The following is a 20,066-nucleotide window of genomic DNA, read 5'->3' as shown; positions in this document are numbered from 1 at the left end:
ATGGTGATCCACTCTTCAACTCGCCTGTTCAGAAGGAGTGTTGGTCCACTCCGCATGCTCAGGGGCGAGTTCTCGTACGCTGTCGCGCCCCCGGACCGGCAGCTGCCGGTCGTCGCCCGCGCCGCGCCGTGCACGGGCCGCCCTGGGCACCGTCTGGTCCGTGCGGCGTGTGCGTCCCGCACGGGCAAGCTCCCGCACGTGCTGCCGGGCCTCCTGGAGCGCCTGAGGATCCGACTCGGCCACCCGGCGCTTTTGTTCGGCGAAGAACTCCCGCAGCCACTGCTGGTGTGCCGCGTGCTCCCGCTCGGCGGCATCACGGCGCGCCTGTTCCCGGCCGGCCCGGGGATTCGTCCCGCACCCCCGGCAATTGCCCACCGGCTCCGGGTGTTTCAGGCAGCCGGACGGCAGCCGCCCACCATCTTCGGCAGCCGGTGCCAGCGGCTGCGGGCGACCGGACGGCTCTGGCCGGGCGGACTGCGGCGGCCCCTCGCTGCCGGGGCCCGGCACGGGCGGCTCCTCACAGCCCGCCACCGGCCGCCCGCTGGTCCCGGCGGCGTGCCGCTCCGGCGGTTGCGCGGCCGTGTCGGCATGCAGCACCGGGGGCTCAGGGCTGGTGACCGGCGGCTGCCTACCGGCCTCCGAGCCCGGCACCGGCTGCTGGCAGCCGGACGGCGGGCGCCCACCCGTCTCGGCGTGCGCGTCCGCAGCCGGGCTGTCCCCTGGGGGAGGGGGGTAAGGAAGGACGTAGGAAGGAACAGGAAAGAAAGGGGCTTCACCGGTAGAACCCCCTGGGTTCTGCGGGCGGAGCACTGGGGGTTCCACGGGAGGCGTCCCCGCGCGGGCCTCGTCAGGGTTCCACCCCGAATCAGGAGCGTGCTCATGGAACCCTGTGCCGGTCTCCTGTTCCGGTATCCCTGCGGTGTGCGCAGCCCTGCGTACTACCGGGCGTGCCGCTGTGCGTGCGTGGACGTCCTGGGAGGTCATGGCCGGTTTCGACGGCGCGGCCCGATTGACGCCCGTGCGCGCCATGCGGGGGTTCTTCGGGGCGGCCCTCTCCTGTTCTCTGCGGTCTTTCAGCTCGTCCGCGTCGGGGACAGGCGGAACACCGTGGGGGAAGACGCGGTAGACGGCCGCGCGGCCGCCCCTCCCCGTCTTGACCCGTTCCACCAATCCCTTGGCGACCAGCTCAGTCACGATCGTCACGGCCCGCTTGTCCGACACCCCCGCCCACGTGGCCAGCCGGGCCAGCCCCGGCCGGGCCGTCTGGCTCCCGTCCTCGACGGAATCGCAGATCTTCATCAGCACCAGCTTCTGCCCCTGCGTGACGACATCGGCGGGCAGATACGCGGCGGCCAGCATCAGGGGGAAACTCACCACGCACCGCCGTCCATCACGACGGCCGGAACGCCCTGGGGAAAGACCCGGTACTCATCCGCGACCTCGGCCCCGGCCCCGCGCGTCCTGACACGTTCCAGCAGCCCCTTGGTGGCCAGCTCGGCGACGATCCGCGCCGCACGCTTCGGCGGGACTCCGGTCCACGCGGCCACACCCGCCACAGAGGGCTCGCCGGTGTAGCCGTCGTCGTTGGACATGTCGCAGATCTGCATCAGTGCCAGCTTCTGGTACGCGTCGACCGTGTCGGCGGGCAAGTGGGCTGCCACCCACATCAGTTGAAGGCTCATCGCTACCTCATTTCTCCATGTCATCTCTGGGTTCGGGCCGTGTTGGGGCAGGGGCAGGGCGTACGGCGGTCCTGCCCCTGCCGGGTGGTGTGGGTCAGGGGGTTTTGCGGGCGGTGACGTTGATGCTCACCGCAGTGCGCCGCTCGTGGTCCAGCCGCACCGGCACCGGTATGCCGGCGGCTTTGAGCTGGGCCTTCATCGCTGCCGTGTCGGGGGCCGTCGGCACCGGCAGCCCGGCCTGTGTGAAGAGCGCGGCCATGGCGTCGGTGTCGTCGACCCTGGTCGGGTTGCCTCCGCTCCACGACAGCGCGTTGGCCCCGTAGACGCCTTCCTCGGAGCCGTCCAGCTGGGCCCGCAGCTCTTTCAGCCGGTCCCTGAGCGGCTTCATCTGCTCCGCCACCTCGACGTACTCGGCCAGCAGCTGTGCGCGTTCGGCGTCGTCACGGACGAGCAGGCTCTGCGAACGGCGCCCGGCGACGTCCGGGCCCCAGCATGCCGTCTTGAACGGGCAGTTGTCACAGATCGCGGACAGGCCAGGGCCGGGGAAGGTGCGCGGCAGGTCTTCCGGTGTCTCTGCGGCGCGGACCTGCTCCACCCACCAGCGCGCGCCGCGGGCCCGCTCGGCGGTGAAGGGCATCTCCTGGACGTGGTCCTCGCCGGAGTCGCGGTTGAGGAACCTGAACCGGATGCGGCCGACCGGCAGCGGCCCGAGCCGCGCCAGCTGACGCTGCCCATCGATGTCGGCAAACCCTTCGGTGTGCAACAGGTCGGCGTACAGCAGGACTTGGCGGATCTCCGCCTCGCTGGCCCCGTGCCGCACGACGGTGTCCCACTGAAAGGTGGACTTGGTCTTGATGTCCTCCACGGTGATCTCCTCGGCCGCCAGGAACGGGCGCAGCCGTTTGGGCAGCCGGGCGGCGGTGTGGCTGTCGAGCTGTACGGCGTCGATGTGGCCGCGGATGGTGTCGTCCTCCACGCGCCGCTCGATGATCCAGCCGTACTCCTCACGGGCGGCTTCCAGCATCCCGGCGTGCAGGTAGGTGCCCAGGATCGCCTTGCGTCTTTCACCGGTGTCGGTGGGGGTGCGGCCGTGCAGGAGGTATCCGGCGCGGCGTGCGCACACGGTGTCGCTCGCGCCGATCTTCGTTTGCAGGGAGCGGGGGCGGCGCGCGTCGGCCGCGTGAGCGGCGGGCCACAGGCTGACCGGCCGCGCGGGGGTGTTGTCGGTGATGGTGGTCATCGCGGTCTCCAGGGACGGGGGCCGCCCGGCACACGAGTCCGGGCGGCCCCCGCAAGAGGGGGGGTGGGCGGCCGTCAGCGGCTGGTCGGGGCAGTCCCCGGCTGGGGGCGGAGTACGCCGATCAGGAGGTTCAGCGCGTCAGGGATGAGCCCGGACTGCCCCTGGCCGTCGGGGATCACCTTGGTCACGGCCGGGCTGGCGCTGTCGTCGGTGCGCCGGTCTGCCGTGACCGTGTACTGGTGGCCGTCGGTGTCGACGGCCACGAGCAGGCGCTGCTCGATACGGCCGTGGACGTCCTTGTTGGGCGGAACCGAGCCGCCCGCCCTGCGCCGACGCAGCGTTTCCGCAGCCTGGGGTCCGGCGTCCTCGGAGAGGGTGAACGCCTCGCAGCGGAAGGCCATGGCCACCAGGCCGGGGAGGTCGGGCCCGCCGAAGGCGGCCACGGTTCGCGCGTACCGGCGCAGCATCACCGGCGGCCGGTCCAGCTCCCACAGTTCCGCCGGAAGCAGGATCTGCACCAGCCGCACTCCTCCCTGGCCGTCGGTGAACAGGCCCAGGAGTTCCGGGGCTTCGTCCCACTCGGTGCGCTCGTCCAGGTAGTGCTCGCACAGGGCTGTGATCTTGCTCTGGGTGTCGGTGTTGTCGGTCATGTCGTGCGTTCCCCCGTGGTCAGGACGTCGGTTCGGCTGCGGTCTTCTTGGCGGTGGCGCGCTTTCCGGTGGGGCGTGTGCGGCGCGTGACGGTCGCGTCCTCCGAGGCCGCGTTCTGTTCCGTCTCCTCCGGCCGGGGCTGGGCCCGCTTGCGTGGCGCGGTCTGCTTCTTCGGCTGGGCCGTCTCGGCGGCAGGCTGCTCGGAGCCCTGCGCGGCGTTGCAGCCCTCCAGGCCGGCCGCGACGCGCAGCCGCTGGGCGGCCTCATCGGCCTGGCCCGCGACGACTTCGGCGTCGGCCTGCGCCATCTCCTCTTCGACGTACACGCCGGAGAGGTCCTGCGGGGCGGCCATCCGCAGAGCCCCGGCCTCGGCGCACTTGCGCAGCATGTGGGCGGGCATCTGCTTCCACATCTTCGCCAGGACGTACGTGCCCTGCTTGGTGTCGAAGACCATCGGAGCGAACTCGCTCCAGCGCGCTATCAGGGGGAAGCGGCTGTTGCCGCGGAGCACGGTCACCTTGACGGCCGCCGGCGGGACTGCCGCCAGCCACACGTCGTGGGCGCCGCCGTCGGGGTCGTAGTAGACGGTGTCCTCGTACGAGATGCGCTCACCCGTCCGTTCGGCTGCCCGGTGGGCGATGGTGCGGAAGCCGTCGATGCCGGTCTGGATGGTCCAGTTGACCGGGTTGTTCTCCCGGTCCGGGCCGCGGTTCTTGCGGCCGATCATGTAGATCTGGCGGGCGAAGGGGTCCAGGCCTGAGCGCACGCAGTGGTGGAAGAACATCGCCAGCTGCGGGCGTGAGGCGTTCTGAAGGCCGGGGTTGATCAGTGCCAGGGCGGACACCTGGCGTTCGTTGAACTCGCTCTGGTCGGCACGCAGTACGACGGCGCTCGGGGTGAGGGCACGCTCGGGCTGGCCGTCGGTGCCGTCCGGCGCCGGGGCCACGGAGGCGGCTCGGCCGTCGTCGCGTTCGGCGGGTTGGGTGGTCGGTTGGGTCATGGTTCGTCGGTCTCCAAGGGAGTCGGTTCAGTCGGTCCGCAGAGCGCGGACCTCGAACGCGGATGCCCACTGCGGGTGGCGCTCGATGAGCAGCCGCACGTAGCGGGAACGGAAGTTGTTGTTCAGGCGGAAGTCATCGCCCGCCGTGGCCGCGACGTAGCGCCAGCGCAGGACCTCGAAGAGCATCCCGATGCCCACGCGCTTCGCGCCGTGGCCGAGGTAGTCGCTAGTCAGGCTCTCCAGCGCGCCCAGCACCCAGGGGTTGAGGCGGTGGAACGCCTCGAACCGCTCCTGGATCGTCGCCGCCTGCTCCTCGGGCCGCCTCACCGTGAGGATCACCAGGCCTGGGATCTCGTCCTGGACCGCCGCCATACCCCACCCCCCGAACCAATACTTCAAGATTGGAACCTATCTTGAGGGTTGAAAGGCGAATGATCAACCCCGCCCGGGGATGGCGGACATGGGGACGGAGGCGTCAGGCCGGAGACGCAGTCTCCACCCGTTCGCCGATGCGCGCGAACCCGGTCGGCGCGCGGACGGCGGCATGACCACCGCCGGATGCGCGTACCGCCTGCACGAAAAACCTCCTTCGCGAATAGGGATCATTTACCCGGATGGGCATATCCATATCTTATTCACAAATTGACTCTAAGTACAGAGTTTCCGCAGGTCAGACGGCCTTTCGCGCGTAGCGGCCGCGCGTGAGAACCATGGAGCCAGGACCGTCGTAGGTGCCGCCGCGCAGAGCGGCGGCGACCTTGTCGTCGACCTCCCACGGCAGGCTGCGGGCGCTCTCACGCAGTTCCGGTGCAGCCTCGGTGACCGTGTCCAGCAGCCACAGCCCTGACCCGGACAGCAGCCAGTCCTCCTCGGGGAACCTGCCCGAGGCGATCGTGCTCGCGAGGGTGCCCTGCGAGGGCAGGTGGAACAGTTCGATGATCTCCTGCTGGCCGACGATCGGCGGGAGCTGGTCGCGGGAGTCGGCCTCCCACCCCTCGCCCTGCTCCTGCATCAGCCGCTTCTTGCAGAAGAGATCCAGCACCTTCGGGCGGGCCGTCATGGTCCCGAAGCGGCAGGCGAATCCCAGCGGCCAGTAGCGCACCCCCGACACGACGATGGCCGTGGCCGGGTCCAGGACGCCGCGGCTGGGAGCCAGCCACTGCGAGACCATCTGCGGCTCGACGCCGTACAGGGCAGCGAACTCCTGATGCCCCACCAGATACGGCTTGTGCCCGTGCATCGCCCCGTCCCTCCACGTCGCTTCGCGTGCGCCGACGCACGAGGGTAACCGCACCACACGGTCAAACACCCGCTCGAACACTGCTATCGTGGGCAGCGGTCTCCAAGACCCTGTGGCCCCCGCTCCGGCGGGGGCCACTTGCGTGGAGCACTCACTGCACACCCTCTTGCCCGGACCCCCCAGATGTCCTGGGGCGCTTGGCCTCAGCCTTTGACCATGCTGAACGCGGTGAGCGCCACCGCGGTGATGCTCACCAGCACGGCGACGGTCGGCAGTGGCCACCGTGCCCTCTCCAGCGTCGTGACCCTGGCCTCCAGGTCTTGAAGCGCCTTGTCGGCCTGATCGCTGCGCTGGACCAGCAGGGCGAGCTGACCGTCGATGCGGGCCAGCCCGACCTCGAGGGCGCTGCGCAGCTCGGCGAGCGCCAGAGCGACCTCACCCTCTGGCATGCCGGTTCACCTCTTCTCGCATCACGGCTCAGGAGCTGGGGGTGGCCGGGTCGCGCCTGAGCGGCAGCCACGAGGCGGTGCCGCTGCGCCCGATCACGGTGCCCAGGGTGGACTTCAGTGCCGACAGTGCGGCGGGCATTGCGGCGACGGCGGCGGCTTGCCAGGCGGACAGTGACACCAGGTCGGTCGTGTGGGAGGCGGCCATCAGGCCCAGGAGTGTCTGGAGGTAGGTGGCGATGGTGCGTTCGGCTATGTCGGCGAGGGCCTGCGGCATGGGGTCGGTCTCCTGGGCGGACTGGTTCGGGGTGGGTTCGGTGGCGCCGGCCGTGCGCGGGATGCGCAGTGCGGTCCAGGTCGCCGGGCCGGGGATGCCGTCGGCGTCGGCGCCGTGGTAGCCGCGCCTGATCTGCCAGGCGGCGTACGAGCGGCGGTGCGCCTCGTTCCACACCGGGCCGGGCCGGGTGTCGTAGGAGTCGCAGCCCTCGGCGATGAGTCGTTTGGCCATGGCCTCGATCACCGGGGACGACCGGCCGTTGTGGAAGAAGTCCTTGCCCGGGTAGGCGGCGTACTTCGGGGCCGGCTTCGGGCTGGGCTTCGGCTTCGGAACGGGCCGGGGGGCCGGCTTCGGCCTAGGTGTGGGCTTCGGCTTGCCCGGTGTGCCGCCGCTCTTGAGGTGGCGGGCGACACGAGCGCGGAAGTCGTCCATGTCGATCCCGCCGGGGTCCGGCTTGCCCGGCTGCCACTCCTTGTGGCCGATGACGCTGTGCTCGTTCCAGCCGTGCGCCCGGCATACTGCCGCCGCGGCCCGGGCCATCGCGTCAAGCTGGGCGGCGGGCCAGGGCTGGCTGCCGGTGTTGATGCACTCGAAGCCGTAGAAGTGCCGGTTGCCGTCGGTGTCGGCCTCGTTGTCACGCGGCAGGCTCTTCTTCTCCGCGATGACCGCGAGGAGGACGTCCCTGTCGCCGAGGCCGGCGTGGTTGGTACGGCCGTAGCCGACCAGGTGGACCGTCCCGGACCTGTCGATCACGCCATGGCACAACGGTCCGGGCAGGTCCTGGTAGCCGACGCGGCACAGCTCCACCATCTCGGCCTCGGAGCTGTAGGGGCCGGTGTGGTGGATCACGACCCCGTTCACAGGGCCCCAGTCGCCGTGGGTGTTGCGGTTGTGGGTACGCCACCGGCCGTGCTCGACGACACCGAGACCCTCGTGCTTCAACGCGGACAGAAACCTGTCCGCACTCAACGGAGTTGCCACGCTCCCTTCGCCTTCTCCCCTGCGCCGTACGGCTGTCGGCCGGGCCCTGACGAATGCGGGCCGGTCCCTCGGGGATTGGCTGCGAAGCGCGGGTGGAGGGTCACCCAGGTGTCATGTTACGTGCCGGCATGCCTGGTGAGGCTCCCCCGACAGTTCGCCAACCCGACAGCAGCCCACTCCGCGCTCTCTCCCGTTAATTCGCCAAGCTCAGATGATCCTCAATTCTCTTTACCATCTCTATACCAAGAGTCAGGATCGGGGAAGCCCGACACCACACATCACCCTTGACCAGGGAGAACTCAACCGGTGTGGGCCCATCGCAACGCGATGAGACGAGGGGAACACACATGTCGATATCGAGATCCGCCCTGCGTACCACTGCGGTCGGCGTCGTCGCAGCCGTCGCTCTCGGAGTGGCCGGGCCGATGGCCTCCGCCACCGAGACGAAGCACGCGCAGAATACGGAACTCCAGGCCACTGCATCTGCGTTGGCGGCGGCCCAGGAAGCGGACGTTCCGCAGATCGTCGAAGAAGGGCTGGAAGAACGGCTGGGGGCGCTTCCGCAGAATCCCACGATGCAGCAGCTGGTCGAGGCGATGTACCCGGGCGACGAGGCAGCGCAGTCCGCGGCGCTGGCCAAGCTCGACCCTCATGGGATCCAGCCGCGAAGCGCCTGGGGCACCACCTGGAAGGTGACCAAGTGTGTCGGAGCGATCGGCGCCTTCATCGCTGGCAACGCGCTTCTTGTTTCCAAGGCCACCAAGTTCGGTGGTGTGCTCAAGGGTGCGAAGCTCATCGTGCAGGCGGGTAACAAGCAGGAGCGGCTCAAGCTCCTCGTCGGCATCTTCGGCGAGGTTACCGGTCTGTCTACGGTTGCCACCTCTTGCGGCTGAGCTGCCGGAACATCGTGCAAGAGAGGTGTTGACGCATGGAAATCGCATTCAAGACATCGTTCATGCTCGCCACAGCAGCCGAAATCGTCTTGGTTGCCGTGCTGGTCTTCCAGGTCTGGCGCCAGCAGCGCAACGGGAGCACCCAACCTCTGGTCCTCACCGGGGGTGACGCGTTGACCGGCGCCGCATTGTTCGGTGGCACGATGACGATCACCGCCTTGCTTGCCCACGGGTGGGGCCGCGCGTCGGCGATGGACACCCTGCTGTACTCGGTGACCTTCGGCATCGTCACGGCCGGGCTCGTGACCTGCCTGGACCGAAGGGACGGGGCGCGGTCCGCGCGCGGTCGCGTCGCCTTCCTGATCCCTCTCGGATTCGGTGTGCTGGCAGGGCTGGCCGCCGTCTGATCCGCAGTCTGGCATCCAGGGGGCGGGAGGTTGTACCTCCCGCCCCTTCCTGGTGCTACGGCTCGTTGTCTTCGTCACCGTCGATGCGACAGGAGACGCTGTCGAGACTGACCCAGGTGGCCTTCACACTCCCGCCGTCCTGCACGCGCAGCAGCATCCGGCCCTCGGCATCCACGTCCACTCGCAGCCCGCGCTGTGCCGCATCGGAGGCCACCGGAACGGTGCGGGGCGCGGCGGGCCGGAAGCCGTCCGGCAGCAGGGCGACGGGCGCTTCGTCCACGGCCCGTCCGCCACTCAGCCCGATCCGGCCGCTGAACTCCAGCGTGTTCCACGGCGTGGCGCGGATCTGCGGCGGCTGCGCGGAGTCGGGTACCTCGGTGTCTGCGGTGAGCGGTAGGTCCCGCCACGGTGGGTACGGTGCGCGTGCGGCGCGCTCCAGTGCGGTGACGCGCCGTTCCAGTCCGGCCAGGCGGCGTGCGAGCTCGGCGATCGTGTCCAGCATCTACTGCTCCCCGGTCTCGTCGCCGCTGCTGTCTTCCGGCTTGAAGGTGCGCTCCAGCTTCAGCGTCACCCGCTCCGGCGTCTCTCCTTCGCCGGGGCGTACGGTCCAGCCGACGATGCGGTTCCAGCCGTCGTAGGCGGTGTGCGGCTCGTGCAGCCGTATCCGCACGTCATCGCCGACCCGCAGTGATTCGATGGGCGCTGCGGGATGGTCGGTGATCTCCAGTTCGGTGAGCGTCGGCAGGATCTGCCGGGCCAGCCGCTCGCGCCGAGCACGCTCGTGAAGCTTGGTCTCGTCCTTCTCGCTGGTCTCCAGCTTGTGTTCCAGGCGCAGTCGGCCATTGCGTACACCGTCGATGACGACCTTGCGCTTCTTGCCCTCACCGGCGCCGAGGCCGACAACCCACTGGGCGTAGGCGTCGGCGTCCTTGATGACCTGGGGCTCGCCGGTGACGTTGGCGCCGGTGGTGAAGGTCAGGTCCTCACGGCGTCGGCCGAGCCGGGGCGCGCCCAAGACGATGCGCCGCTCGGTACGGCGGCCGCGCCAGGTGACGGTCTCGGTCCATTCCAGTCCGTCAGCGATGCCGGCCATCTCGTCCACGATCTCCCCCAGGTTGCGTGGGTCGGACTTGGAGGTGCTGTAGGGGTCCTTCGCCGTGCCGGTGGTCGCCTTGGACTTCGTGTCGTCCACGACGACGCCGAGATCGCCGTCCGGCTGCTCCTGCGCGTACGCCCAGACGTCGCGGATGACCTGGCACGGGTCAGCCCCGACGTACGGGCCGCGCCCGCCGAGGTTGCCATGCAGATCGAAACGGCGGTGCAAGTAGCTGGTGAACCCGGACGCCTCGACAGCGAGTTTGGGGCCCTGGGGTTCGGCCCGCCACAGCACTCCGCCCCACAGCAGCCGCCCGTTGCGCTCGACCATGATCACCACGTCGCCGGCGTCGTCGAGCATGTCGCTCAACCCGCCGCCGTAGGTGGGGTTGAGGGTGGCGTGGAGCGAGCCGGGCCCGGACTTCTCCGGCCCGAACTCGACTTCGGTCAGCGGCAGGTTCCAGTGCAGAACCTCGCCGGTGGTGGCGCGGGCGATGATGTACCGGTAGTCGGGCATCGTCACACCGGGCTTTCCGTGAACTCGATGTCGGCGATCACCGTGGTGCCCCTGGCCACCGTCAGGTCGCCGTCGCCGTACTTGTCGATCTGGTTGATCTGCACGGCCAGGTGCTGGCGGGTGCCCCGGTAGGCCGGGGGCAGGGTGAGGGTGTCCGCCAGGGTCACGCTGGAGCGGCGGGTGGTCGTGCCGTCGTCGTCCACCACGGTCGGCGCGGCGTTGCGTTCGCCCAGGCGGGTGCGCAGCTCGGCATAGACGTTGCCGGCCTCGGCGCGCAGCCCGGACAGGGTGACCACGATGGTGGCCTTCGTCGCCCAGGCCGGGATGTCCAGGTCCCAGGCGGCTTCCTTGGGCCAGTTCGCCCACTGGCCGTGCTTGGCAGGCGCCGTCTCGGCATCCGTCGGATGCACCGTGCGCAGGGTCCGCTCGGTGCGCCGACTGGCGATCCGCCGCAGGTCCGTGATCATCCCGGCGGTCACCGCGGCCGTGTTGCGGGGCAGAGTGATGCGGGCCAGGGGGATGGCCGTCATCTCCCGCAGCACACTCGTGTCCTCGCCCACGCCCTGGACGAGGTGGAAGTAGCCGATGTCCTCCCGGCGGGGGTCTCGCTCGCCTTCGTACTCGGGGTCTTCGACGCGCAGGACGAGCAGGTCGGTGCGGGCGACCGGGCCGGTCGGCGGGACATCGACCACCGCGTCACCGATGTTGCTCTGCATGTAGACGCCCTGCCACGGACGCACGCCATGGATCAACGCCGAGCCGTCTCCGACACGGACCCCGGCTCCGGGCGTCTCCAGGGGGCTGACCTTGAGGTCGCCGGGTTCGGCGATGCCTTGGCGGCCGCGGGCCAGGTCGCGGATCATCAGGCGCATCGCGCGGGCGGAGTGATGGCCGCCGTGCACCATCATCGGGGGCTGGACAAGGGTCACTTGGTCTCCGTTCACAGGGCGGTGTACGCCGACCGCCAGGACACGTCGAGGCGCGCGGTACCGGTGAGGTCGTCGCCGCTCCAGCCGATCTCGGAGCGGCCCTGCGGGATCATGAACTGGTCGAGGCGCGAGGACGGAGTGAGGGCGTTCGCGACGTTGACCGTGCCGTTGCGCAGCGCCCAGCGGGTGCCGGGCCGGGTCTCCAGTTCCACCCACTCTCCGGAGCGCACGGACAGGCGCAGTTCGAGGGTGCGGCGGGTGGCGGTGTTCCAGATCCTCGGGTTGGTGACCGGGCCGTGGACGCGGATGCTGGGCCAGGTCGGCACGTTCCCGTGGTTGGTGACCCAGCCCGGCCGGTCGTCCGGGCCCGCGTGGCCACGGCCAAGCGGCGGACACAGCACGTGGTCTGCGGTGCGGTCGCTGTCCTTGTGCGCGGCGGCCTGGTCCAGGCCCAGGCGGAGCTGGGACGGCTCGTCGTCGTACCAGCGCGGGTCGAGACCGGCGAACTCGATGTCCAGGGGAATCCAGCCGTTGACCGCGTTGGCGGTGCTGGTGGCTTCCAGGCGGCGCAGCCTGCCGTACATGCGGCGGGTGCGGTGTCCCGGCCAGCGGCCCCGCAGCACGTGACGGCCCACCGGCCGGGTCCGGGCGGCCGGAGAGTCGAGGGCCAGCTCCAGGCGGGCGAGTAGGTCGGCGGCCGCGGCCGGGTCACCGGGGGTCTTGATGCCGGCCTCGAAGCGGAGTGTGCGGGGCCCGTAGAAGTCCTGGCCCGGAGAGGTGCCGTCGCCCACAGGGTTGTCCACGTCCTGCGGGCGGGTGGCGGGTGCGCCGAGCCCTTCGACGTTCCCGACCGGGATCCGGGTGCCGTGCCCCAGGACGACGCCGCCGATCTCGAACTGCCAGGGGGCCAGCTCGATCGGCGGTGTCTGCGCTGCTGGTGTGCTCATCAAATCCTCCCGCCCCGTTGGGCGTTGCGCAGGTTGCGCATCATCTCGTTGCCGATCTGCTCGGGTGTGGCGGAGCTGTCGGTGACGGTGACCGGCATGGTGCCGATCAGCGGTTGCTGCTCGCGCACGACGACGACCTGGACCCGGCCGCCCGCGCGGGCGTCGACCACGCGGGTACGGGCGGGTTCGCTGCCGGTGCGGACGTCGAAGGCACGCACGACCCCGGCCAGGACCTGGGCGTTGCTGGTCTGTGTGAAGGAGTTGGCAAGCATGGGCGTGTAGTCGCGTCCGCCTGCGCTGATGCCGCCGCGTGCGAACCACTGGACCTCGCCGCCGAAGCGGCCGACGACGTCCTCCACCACGGCCTTGCTCCGCTCCCGCTTCGACGGCGTGAGCGGTACGTAGGCCTCGCCGCCGGTTTCGGGCTCCGCCCAGATGCGCCAGCTGCCGGCCGGGGCGATCTGTGCCACGTGGTCCTCGCGGCGGCGGGAGGCGGGGTCGGTGATCCCGCCATCGGCGAAGTAGTCGACCACGCCTCCGGCGGCGTGCCGGCTGGCGGCCCTGCGCTGGGCATCGGCCTGCTGGTTCAGCACGTCGGCGATCTTGGAGGGATCTGCCTCTCGCACGACCTGGTCGAGGATGGTCGTGTGGCGGGTGGTGACGGTGATCGTCTTCCCGCGCAGCGCGTCGATGCGCTGCTGGATCGCGTCGGCCGCCCTGCGCGGTCCGCTGGTCGGGACGATCACCCGGACGTTCTTCGAACCGGGCACCTGCTCGATCCGGAAGCCCAGCGCCTGAAGTTCCTTTCGGGCCTGTGCTGTCGGTGCGCGCACGATGACGGACTTCGCGCCGGGGGTGGCCCTGACCTGGGCCTGGACTGCCTGAAGGCTCTTGATGGCCGCGGCCGTTGGCGCTGAGACGCGGACGGTCTTGCTGTTCGGGGTTCGGCCGAGTGTGTCGATCAGGCCGTCGAGGCTCTTGCGGGCGGCCGCGGTCGGGGCGGTGATCTGGATCTGGCGGGTGCCCGGAACGGTGCGGATGGTGAAGCCGAGTTGGCGCAGCTTCTGCTGCGCGCCGTCGCTGAGTGAGTCGACCTTGATCGTCTTGGCGTTCGGCAGCCGGTGGAACTCGGCCTGGACGGCGATCAGGTTCGCCAGCGTGCTGTCCATGCCCTTGGTCTGAAGCAGCAGCGACACCTTCGACGGCAGCAGGCCCAGGGTGTCGGCGACGCCCTCGGCCTGGGCGCGGGTCAGCCCGTAGCCCTGGGCCGCCTTGACCGCTTCCTCGCGGGCCCGGCTCATCTCGCCCCGGGCCTTGGCCAGCGCCGCAGGCAGAGTCTCGCCATTGCGCTGGGCCAGGTCATACGTCGCCACCGAGGCATCGGCCGCCGCGTCCGAGAGGGCGGTGAGCTGGGTGTAGAGCTGCTGGCCGTTCCGCGTGGTCGTGTTGAGAGTCCGGTCCTGGTTGACGAGCTGCCGGCCGCCGAAGCCCTGGCCTCGGTTGACGTTCCGGCTGCCCTCCTGCACGTCAAGGACCGCGGAGTTGACCTTCGCCGTGGCCGCCTGGAGCGATATCTGGCCGCCGGAGAGCAGGTCGAGCGCGCTCTTGAGGGAGCGGGTGCGGGTGTCGGCGTCGGCGGTCTCGTCGGCCAGGCCGCCGACCGCAGTCTTCAACCGGTCATAGGCGGAAGTCCCGTCGCCGGCGCCTCTGGTGGCCTGCGCCAGCTCGCGGGCGTTCTTGATGGACTCGGCCATCTCGCCCTTGACGCTGCCCAGAGCGTCGGCGGCGTCCTTGTACTGCTGGCCGACGTCGGAGTAGTCGAGGACGGTGGCCTTGCCGCCCGCGATGTCCTTGTACTCGCGGTGGGCGTTGGCGGTCGCCAGCAGCTGCTTCTGCAGCGCCTCCAGCGACGTGCCCTGTCCGAGGTAGGCGTCTGTCAGGGTCGACAGGGGCACGCCGGCCTGGTCCAGGACCTTGGTGAGCTGGCCCTGGCTGGTCTTGGTGTCCAGCAGGGTCTGGGCTGCCTGCTGGCGGACGTTGCTGTCGATCTGCCCGCCGGACTCGCGCAACGCGGAGGTGAGGGAGGAGATCCGCTGCTGGTGCTCGGCCGCGGCCTGCGCCGCGCGCTGCTGGCGTGCGGCCAGCAGGCCCAGGCCGACCGAGACACCGGCCATGGCGATCCCGAACGGGCCGCCGAGTGCGTTGGTGACGCCGCCGAGGGCCGAGCGCAGACCCGATCCGGCAGCGCGGCCCATGCCGCTGAGCGTGCCGGTGAACGTCACGCCGGCGCCGTTCGCGCTGCGGAACGCGCTGGTCATGGTGCCCAGGAACCCGACGCGGGCCTGTACGGCGGCCCAGGCGGCGCCGTACCGAGACACGGTGACGCCGGATGCGGCGGCCAGAGACTGCTGGAGCCGCATCTCATCGGTGGCGGCCCTAAACCCGTTGCGGACGGGCCCAGTGAGCGTGTTGGCCACGCCGGTCAAAGCTGGCTGGACCCGGCGGAACAGGAGCATGGCGAAGACGGCCGACTGAATCGGGCCCGGCAGTGCCGTGAAGCCCTGGACCAGGCCGCCGACGAGGTGACCGATGGGCACCAGGACGTAGGAGAGCCCCGAGACGGCGTCGATGACGAGGTTCGCGGCCGTCGCGACGATGTCGAGTGTGCCTGCGGTGGCGCCGCCCTCATCGCCCAGTCCGCCCAGGGCGTGGAGCAGCGGTTCCGCCCCGTCGGCCGCGTTGGCCAGAACCTGGCCCAGGGCCTCGGCGGAGTTGACCAGCAGGTTGAGCCCCGTGGCGAGGGCGTCCTCGCCCATGTCCTTCAGGGGGGCGGCCAGCCGTTTCGCCTCATCGATCAGGCCGCCGAGCCCCGATGCGGTCTTCGCCTTCAGCTCCGGCCCGTACAGCACCGCAAGGTCCCGGCCGTATGCGAGCGCGGTGGTCAGGTACGGCGTCGCCGAGGCCATGCCGCGGGTCAGCAGCCGGGTGACGTACTCCAGGCCCGGCGCCATGCCCTGGTAGAGGGCCAGCCCGGTCTGGCGGGCCTGGGTGCGCAGCTGCGTCATCGCACCCGTCAGGCCCTGACCGCGCGAAGCGGTGATCTGGGCTGCGGCGCCGGTCTGCCGTACCGCCATCGACAGCGCGTCGAAGGACTCGGTGCCTTGGTGGGCGAGGGCCACCGCGCCGGACAGCGCCGGTTTGCCGAACGCCCGGGTGACGGCGGCGGTGAAGTCCTGCTGGGACATCTCGTGCTCGGCCTTCGATAGTCCCTCGATGACCGTACGCAGACCGCGGAAGCGGCCCTGGGCGTCGAAGGCGTCGATGCCGAGGTCCTTCAGCGCACCGCGCATCTGCGGGGTCGGGGCGGCGAGGTTGGCGAAGATGCCGCGCAGGGAGGTGCCGGCCGTCTGCCCGAGGATGCCTGCCTTGCCGAGCATGCCGACCGCAGCCGCGGTGTCCTGAAGGGAGACGCCGAGCGCGTTGGCAACCGGTCCGGCGTACCGCATCGAGTAGTAGATGTCGGTGATGGAGCCGGAGGCGTTGTTGGCCGTGGCCGCCAGCGTGTCGGACGCCTTGGCCGCCTGATCTGCGCTGAGGCCGTACTGGTCCATGATGTCGCCCAGGTAGCGGGCGCTCGTGGCGGCGTTGACGTCGGCCGCAGAGGCGAGCTGGAGCGAGGCGCGTACGGCGTCGATCGACTGATCGGCGCGAAAGCCCGCCTTGGACAGGTCGACCATGCCCTCGGCCGCATCCGCTGCCGTGATCCCCGGCAGGGACAGGTCGTTGCCCAGTTCCTGCGCGACGGCATCGGCACGCTTCATCTGCGCGGCCGTGGCGTCGGTGACCGCGCGGAAGACGTTCATCTGCCGCTGGTAGCGGTTGCCCTCCTCGACCATCTCGCCCGCGCCGAGGAGCAGGCCGCCGCCCGCGAGGAGGCTGGTGGTGGCGAGGCTGCGCCTGCCCGCGCCGGCCACGGCGCGTTCGAAGCGGGACATGGAGCGGGCCCCGTCGTCCCCGACTGCTCGAAGGCTGACGCGGGCCACCGTGGCACGGGAGGCGATCCGGTCCAGCTCGCCGACGGACGAGCGGGCGGAACGGTTGAACGCCGCGAACGCGCGGCCGCCGTTGACCTCCAGGCGGACGAGGGTCCGGTTGGCGGCGTCGGTGCGGTCGGCGAAGGTCCGCATCTGGCCGGAGGCAGCGCGCGTTCCCGCGATCAGGTCGCGGACCTCGGCGCGCATCGCCACGGTCAGGGTGAACCCGGCCACCGCAGCAGGCCTCCTCACGTCGTCGTACCGGTGTTGGTCAGGGGTGTTCGGCGTGCTGGGCGCGGGGCTGGAGCTGGATCTTCACGCCGTAGCCGGAGCGGTCGGCGGGGACGTGGTCGCGTTCCTGCTCGATCAGCTCGCAGCCCGGACAACGCAGGGTGTCCGTGACGTAGGCGTGCGGGTCACCGCCGTGTTCCGGGTCCCAGTCCTGAAGCCGGGTGTGGCACTGGGGGCACACCGACCGCTGCCACTGCGCCCACGCCAGCGCCTTCGCCCGGTCCAGGTCCGTCCAGCGGCCGTCGCCGCCGAGGAACTGCGAGTGCGGGATCCGGTACCGCTCGCACAGCTCCAGCTCGGCGCGCAGCTGCGCGTCACCGCTCAGTCTTTTCCCAGCTCCACCCGGCTTTCCTGCTGGACGGACCAGGCCGCCTCCCACAGCAGGGTGGCGTCGGCCGCGGGCCAGGTGGACAGCAGCTCATCGGCCTCGTCCCGGGTCATGCCGTCGAAGGACGCCGCCGAGATCAGCGCGGCCGGGAAGGTGTCGGGGTTGAACACCGTCCCCTCTATGGCCTGCTGCTCGGTCGGAGGGTGCTGGGAGATCAGTTCCTCCAGCACGGGGCGGGGCAGGGCGAGGAAGGTGAGGAAGTCGGAGGCGTCGTCCAGCGCCGCGCGGGCGTCCTCCAGCGCGGTGGTGGCCTGGGCGGCGTGCTCGGCGACCTGCTCATCGTCGGGGTTCGCCTCGGCGAGGAACCGGGCGCGCTGGGCTGCCTGTTCGGCGTCCTCGAAGCGTCGGCGTAGCTGGTCGTCGTCGCAGATGCGGAGCTTGTTCTGCGGCCGGGCACGGTGGCGCAGGCGGTCCATCTTGGCCGCCCATGCCCCCTCCGCCGTCTGCCGGGCAGCGGAGGGGGATGGCGGGCGCTTGGCCGGCGTCGGGCGCGACATGCTCAGTCCTCAACGTCCTCGTGGACGGTGGCTGCGGTCGCCGTCGCGGTGGTGCTCACGACGGTCACGTCGACATGCTCACCGCCGTGGTGGCGGTGCTCGCGGTCGTCGTCGCAGTCCTCGACCGGCGCGGGGAGGGTGTGGAACGCCTCGGGCACCGGGGCGTCGAGAGAGGGCACGTCGGTGATGGTGAAGTCCACCTTGAACTTCGCCGCCTCGTTGCCGGTGCTGTAGGTCGCGGCGCGGGTGGCGACCTGGACGGGGAAGACGTCGACCGAGCGGGAGCCGGGGATGTCGCCCTTGCGCAGGAAGACCACGTAGCCCTGGGCGCCCTTGGGGAGCTGCTGCTCGATCGCGTCGGAGAACCGGTCCTCGTAGAAGGTCAGGGAGCTGCTGTCGGCCTTGTCGTTGCCCGGGATCGAGGAATTGAAGGTGCTGCCCATGTCCGGGGTCTCGATCGGCTCGTTCGTCAGCGCCCAGCCCTCGATGTCGCTGACGGCCTTGGTCAGGTCGAACCGGTTGGGCTCTTCGGTGATCTCCGTACGGGTCGGCCGCTTCGGGTCGTTGATCTTCCTGAGCCAGTAGATCTGGGAGATGCCGCGCCGCAGGAATCGGGTCTGGGTGGACGGCTTCGTGGCCGGCTTGGTCGAGGACACAGGTCCGCTCCCACTTCCGGGGCAGCGTCCCATGCGTAAGGCCCTGCCCCTTTGAGATACCAAAAGGGGGTTCGCCTGGCCTGGGGCCGAGCGTCCGCGCGGGCCTCCGCGGTGAGGAGCCGAAGAACCGAGTCTTCAGGCCGGGGTCACGGTGATCGTGAACCGCTGTACGTAAGACACGATAGCGCCTGCCGCCGACACGGAGGTCTCGCCGCCGCCCTCGTGTGCCAACTCCCGGTCGATCACACGGCCTTGGGGGACACGCAGGTCGTAGGTCCAGCTGCCGTCATGGCGGCCGAGGACACCGTGGCGTACGCGGTCGGCGAGCCACTGCACCTGGTCCCCACGCTCGCCGACCGAGGTGACCTGGTAGCTCCAGGCCGCATCCGCCTGCCAGTCCGACAGCGGCGGCCCGCTGAACTCACCCGGAAGCGAATCGAGCACGGTGTACGGCACGTCTGCGGGCTGCCAGTCTCCGGCCTTGCCTTGAACGAGGGGGAGTTCGCCGACGCCGCATGGTCGGCTGGTGGCCTTCTCGATCAGTGCCGCCAGGGCTCGCGTCACCGGTAGGCGTGGGGCGGTCATGGCAGAACTCCGTCCTCCAGGGCCTGGACGAACGCCGGCTCGGTCTGCCGGAACGCGGGCTCGACGTGCGGGTACGGGGGCTGCCGGTAGTAGCGGCCGAGCGCGTCGACGCCGACGAAGCCGTACTCCAACCGCCGAGCCTGCGGAGCATCGGTGAACACCTCCGCGGTCACCTGCCCGCCGCTGGTAGTCATCCGGACGTCCCATGACGCCCGGTACTGGCCGGTGATCACGTTCGGCCCCGGACGGCCGGACGCGTTGCGCTGGATACGGACCCGCAGCAGCATCGCGTGATGCCGGGTGATCGTCCGGGTGCGGGCACGGGCGGCCGGGCCCAGCCGGGCCAGGGCGGCAGCGAGGGCGATCGGGTCGCGGAACGCCGTCGCGTCGGAGGGAGCGTTGGGGTGCAGGTTCTCCACGGCCATCAGCCGATCACCTGCACCCGGACGATGCGGACCACGCTGTAGGTACCGACAGCTTCGTCGGAGACGCGGAAACGCCGCCCGACCAACTGGGGGTCGCGCGGGCCTCCGGGGCGGACAGATCCGGCCACGCGGATCACGTCGTCGCGCCGCAGCGCGGGAGCGTCGACGGGCAGCACGGCCTGGTAGTCAGTGGTCGGCGGCTCGACAGCCACCGACCCGCCGACCGGCCGCGTGATCGCGGGACGGCCGAACGGCGTGATCGCGCCGAGCCCGTCCCACAGGAGTTCCTCATCCGGCCTGGGCGGCACCAATCTGCCCGTGATCTCGTCCAGCACGTCGTCCGTGCGGCCCGCGCTGTCCCGCCAGGCCTCCAGCTTGTCGTCCAGGATGCGGCCCACCACCCGACGCGCGCCCTCCACGTCAAAGGCCACGAGCCCACTCCCCGAGCTGGACGAGCATCGCCTTGGTCAGCGAGTACGGCTCGGAGCCCAGGTCGGGACGGGCCAGCGCGGCACGCTCCAGGGTCTCCGGGTCGATCGCGTCGAGGAAGACGGCTGCCGCCGGGCCAGGGGCGGGAACGTCGGCCACAGCGACACGGGCCAGCCCGGACCACTGGGCGTCGCCGCGATCCGCAACATGCAGCACAACCTCCGGCCGCTCACCGGCGAAGTGACTGACGGAGTACGCCCTGACAGCACTCGGATCTATCCGGGTGCCGTCGATCTCGATATCGGCTCGCTCGCCCCTCGCGATGATTTCCACGCGCCGGGCTGTGCCCTTGTCGCTTGTGTGATCCATTCAGCCGACGCTAACCGGCCTGTCGGACACCGAACCGGCGGACGGGCGAGAACTCCTTGGCGATGGAGACCAAGATCCTCGGCAGCCC

22 protein-coding genes and 1 pseudogene are annotated in these 20,066 nt (G+C 70.5%); 2 read left to right on the top strand and 21 right to left on the bottom strand.

Going from position 1 to position 20,066, the window contains the following annotated elements:
- Positions 1–15: 15 nt before the first annotated feature.
- From BIV25_RS13375 to BIV25_RS13335, 9 genes and pseudogenes are all read right to left on the bottom strand, one after another.
- Positions 16–1,374 carry a hypothetical protein gene (locus BIV25_RS13375; RefSeq protein ID WP_177235256.1) on the bottom strand — a complete coding sequence of 453 codons (1,359 nt, stop codon included), beginning with the start codon at positions 1,372–1,374 and terminating at the stop codon, positions 16–18.
- Positions 1,371–1,682: a helix-turn-helix domain-containing protein gene (locus tag BIV25_RS13370; RefSeq protein ID WP_071372500.1), complete on the bottom strand. Its 312-nt coding sequence runs from the start codon at positions 1,680–1,682 to the stop codon at positions 1,371–1,373. The genes BIV25_RS13375 and BIV25_RS13370 overlap by 4 nt, the downstream gene beginning before the upstream one ends.
- Before the next feature lie 94 nt (positions 1,683–1,776).
- Positions 1,777–2,922 carry a PD-(D/E)XK nuclease family protein gene (locus BIV25_RS13365; protein WP_071372499.1) on the bottom strand — a complete coding sequence of 382 codons (1,146 nt, stop codon included), beginning with the start codon at positions 2,920–2,922 and terminating at the stop codon, positions 1,777–1,779.
- A gap of 74 nt (positions 2,923–2,996) precedes the next feature.
- The gene (locus tag BIV25_RS13360; protein ID WP_071372498.1) at positions 2,997–3,572 is read right to left on the bottom strand and encodes a hypothetical protein; all 576 of its coding nucleotides are present in this window, start codon (positions 3,570–3,572) and stop codon (positions 2,997–2,999) included.
- A 19-nt stretch (positions 3,573–3,591) separates the two neighbouring features.
- Positions 3,592–4,572 (bottom strand): phage recombination protein Bet, encoded by a 981-nt coding sequence (bet, locus tag BIV25_RS13355; RefSeq protein ID WP_071372497.1) that lies wholly within the window; start codon positions 4,570–4,572, stop codon positions 3,592–3,594.
- Positions 4,573–4,599: 27 nt separating this feature from the next.
- On the bottom strand, positions 4,600–4,944 hold the full coding sequence (locus BIV25_RS13350) for a hypothetical protein (protein ID WP_079176613.1): 345 nt from the start codon (positions 4,942–4,944) through the stop codon (positions 4,600–4,602).
- Positions 4,945–5,242: 298 nt separating this feature from the next.
- Positions 5,243–5,812: a hypothetical protein gene (locus BIV25_RS13345; protein WP_071372496.1), complete on the bottom strand. Its 570-nt coding sequence runs from the start codon at positions 5,810–5,812 to the stop codon at positions 5,243–5,245.
- A gap of 203 nt (positions 5,813–6,015) precedes the next feature.
- A complete protein-coding gene (locus tag BIV25_RS13340; protein WP_071372495.1) occupies positions 6,016–6,261 on the bottom strand; it encodes a hypothetical protein in 246 nt (81 codons plus the stop codon).
- 325 nt (positions 6,262–6,586) lie between these two features.
- A pseudogene (locus BIV25_RS13335) lies at positions 6,587–7,516 on the bottom strand (peptidoglycan-binding protein); the annotation flags it as partial.
- Between the two features lie 347 nt (positions 7,517–7,863).
- Here BIV25_RS13335 and BIV25_RS13330 point away from each other — a divergent pair.
- Entirely contained in the window at positions 7,864–8,409 is a 546-nt protein-coding gene (locus tag BIV25_RS13330) for a hypothetical protein (protein WP_071372493.1), read from the top strand.
- A gap of 35 nt (positions 8,410–8,444) precedes the next feature.
- Positions 8,445–8,816 (top strand): hypothetical protein, encoded by a 372-nt coding sequence (locus BIV25_RS13325; RefSeq protein WP_071372492.1) that lies wholly within the window; start codon positions 8,445–8,447, stop codon positions 8,814–8,816.
- 55 nt (positions 8,817–8,871) lie between these two features.
- Here BIV25_RS13325 and BIV25_RS13320 read toward each other — a convergent pair whose 3' ends face one another.
- From BIV25_RS13320 to BIV25_RS13265, 12 genes are all read right to left on the bottom strand, one after another.
- Positions 8,872–9,318 (bottom strand): hypothetical protein, encoded by a 447-nt coding sequence (locus tag BIV25_RS13320; RefSeq protein WP_071372491.1) that lies wholly within the window; start codon positions 9,316–9,318, stop codon positions 8,872–8,874.
- Positions 9,319–10,434, bottom strand: coding sequence for a hypothetical protein (locus BIV25_RS13315; protein ID WP_071372490.1), 1,116 nt, complete (start codon positions 10,432–10,434; stop codon positions 9,319–9,321).
- The gene (locus BIV25_RS13310) at positions 10,431–11,357 is read right to left on the bottom strand and encodes a hypothetical protein (RefSeq protein WP_143076627.1); all 927 of its coding nucleotides are present in this window, start codon (positions 11,355–11,357) and stop codon (positions 10,431–10,433) included. The genes BIV25_RS13315 and BIV25_RS13310 overlap by 4 nt, the downstream gene beginning before the upstream one ends.
- A gap of 11 nt (positions 11,358–11,368) precedes the next feature.
- Entirely contained in the window at positions 11,369–12,304 is a 936-nt protein-coding gene (locus BIV25_RS13305) for a phage tail domain-containing protein (RefSeq protein ID WP_071372488.1), read from the bottom strand.
- Positions 12,304–16,572, bottom strand: a complete 4,269-nt coding sequence (locus BIV25_RS13300; RefSeq protein ID WP_071372487.1) for a phage tail tape measure protein — start codon at positions 16,570–16,572, stop codon at positions 12,304–12,306. The genes BIV25_RS13305 and BIV25_RS13300 overlap by 1 nt, the downstream gene beginning before the upstream one ends.
- A gap of 37 nt (positions 16,573–16,609) precedes the next feature.
- The gene (locus BIV25_RS13295; protein WP_071372486.1) at positions 16,610–17,008 is read right to left on the bottom strand and encodes a hypothetical protein; all 399 of its coding nucleotides are present in this window, start codon (positions 17,006–17,008) and stop codon (positions 16,610–16,612) included.
- Positions 16,951–17,514 (bottom strand): hypothetical protein, encoded by a 564-nt coding sequence (locus BIV25_RS13290; protein ID WP_143076626.1) that lies wholly within the window; start codon positions 17,512–17,514, stop codon positions 16,951–16,953. Before BIV25_RS13290 ends, BIV25_RS13295 begins: the two co-directional genes overlap by 58 nt.
- A 2-nt stretch (positions 17,515–17,516) precedes the next feature.
- Positions 17,517–18,170: a hypothetical protein gene (locus tag BIV25_RS13285; RefSeq protein WP_071372484.1), complete on the bottom strand. Its 654-nt coding sequence runs from the start codon at positions 18,168–18,170 to the stop codon at positions 17,517–17,519.
- Positions 18,171–18,305: 135 nt separating this feature from the next.
- On the bottom strand, positions 18,306–18,755 hold the full coding sequence (locus BIV25_RS13280) for a hypothetical protein (protein WP_143076625.1): 450 nt from the start codon (positions 18,753–18,755) through the stop codon (positions 18,306–18,308).
- Positions 18,752–19,180 (bottom strand): HK97 gp10 family phage protein, encoded by a 429-nt coding sequence (locus BIV25_RS13275; protein WP_071372482.1) that lies wholly within the window; start codon positions 19,178–19,180, stop codon positions 18,752–18,754. Before BIV25_RS13275 ends, BIV25_RS13280 begins: the two co-directional genes overlap by 4 nt.
- Positions 19,180–19,611 carry a DUF6093 family protein gene (locus tag BIV25_RS13270; RefSeq protein ID WP_143076624.1) on the bottom strand — a complete coding sequence of 144 codons (432 nt, stop codon included), beginning with the start codon at positions 19,609–19,611 and terminating at the stop codon, positions 19,180–19,182. The genes BIV25_RS13275 and BIV25_RS13270 overlap by 1 nt, the downstream gene beginning before the upstream one ends.
- Complete coding sequence (locus BIV25_RS13265) at positions 19,601–19,978, bottom strand: hypothetical protein (RefSeq protein ID WP_143076623.1); 378 nt, start codon at positions 19,976–19,978, stop codon at positions 19,601–19,603. Before BIV25_RS13265 ends, BIV25_RS13270 begins: the two co-directional genes overlap by 11 nt.
- Positions 19,979–20,066 lie beyond the last annotated feature (88 nt).

This window comes from Streptomyces sp. MUSC 14 (assembly GCF_001866675.1).
In the GTDB taxonomy this organism is placed as follows: domain Bacteria; phylum Actinomycetota; class Actinomycetes; order Streptomycetales; family Streptomycetaceae; genus Streptomyces.
Note: the sequence above shows the minus strand (reverse complement) of the source record. Positions and strands in the feature narration are given on the sequence as shown.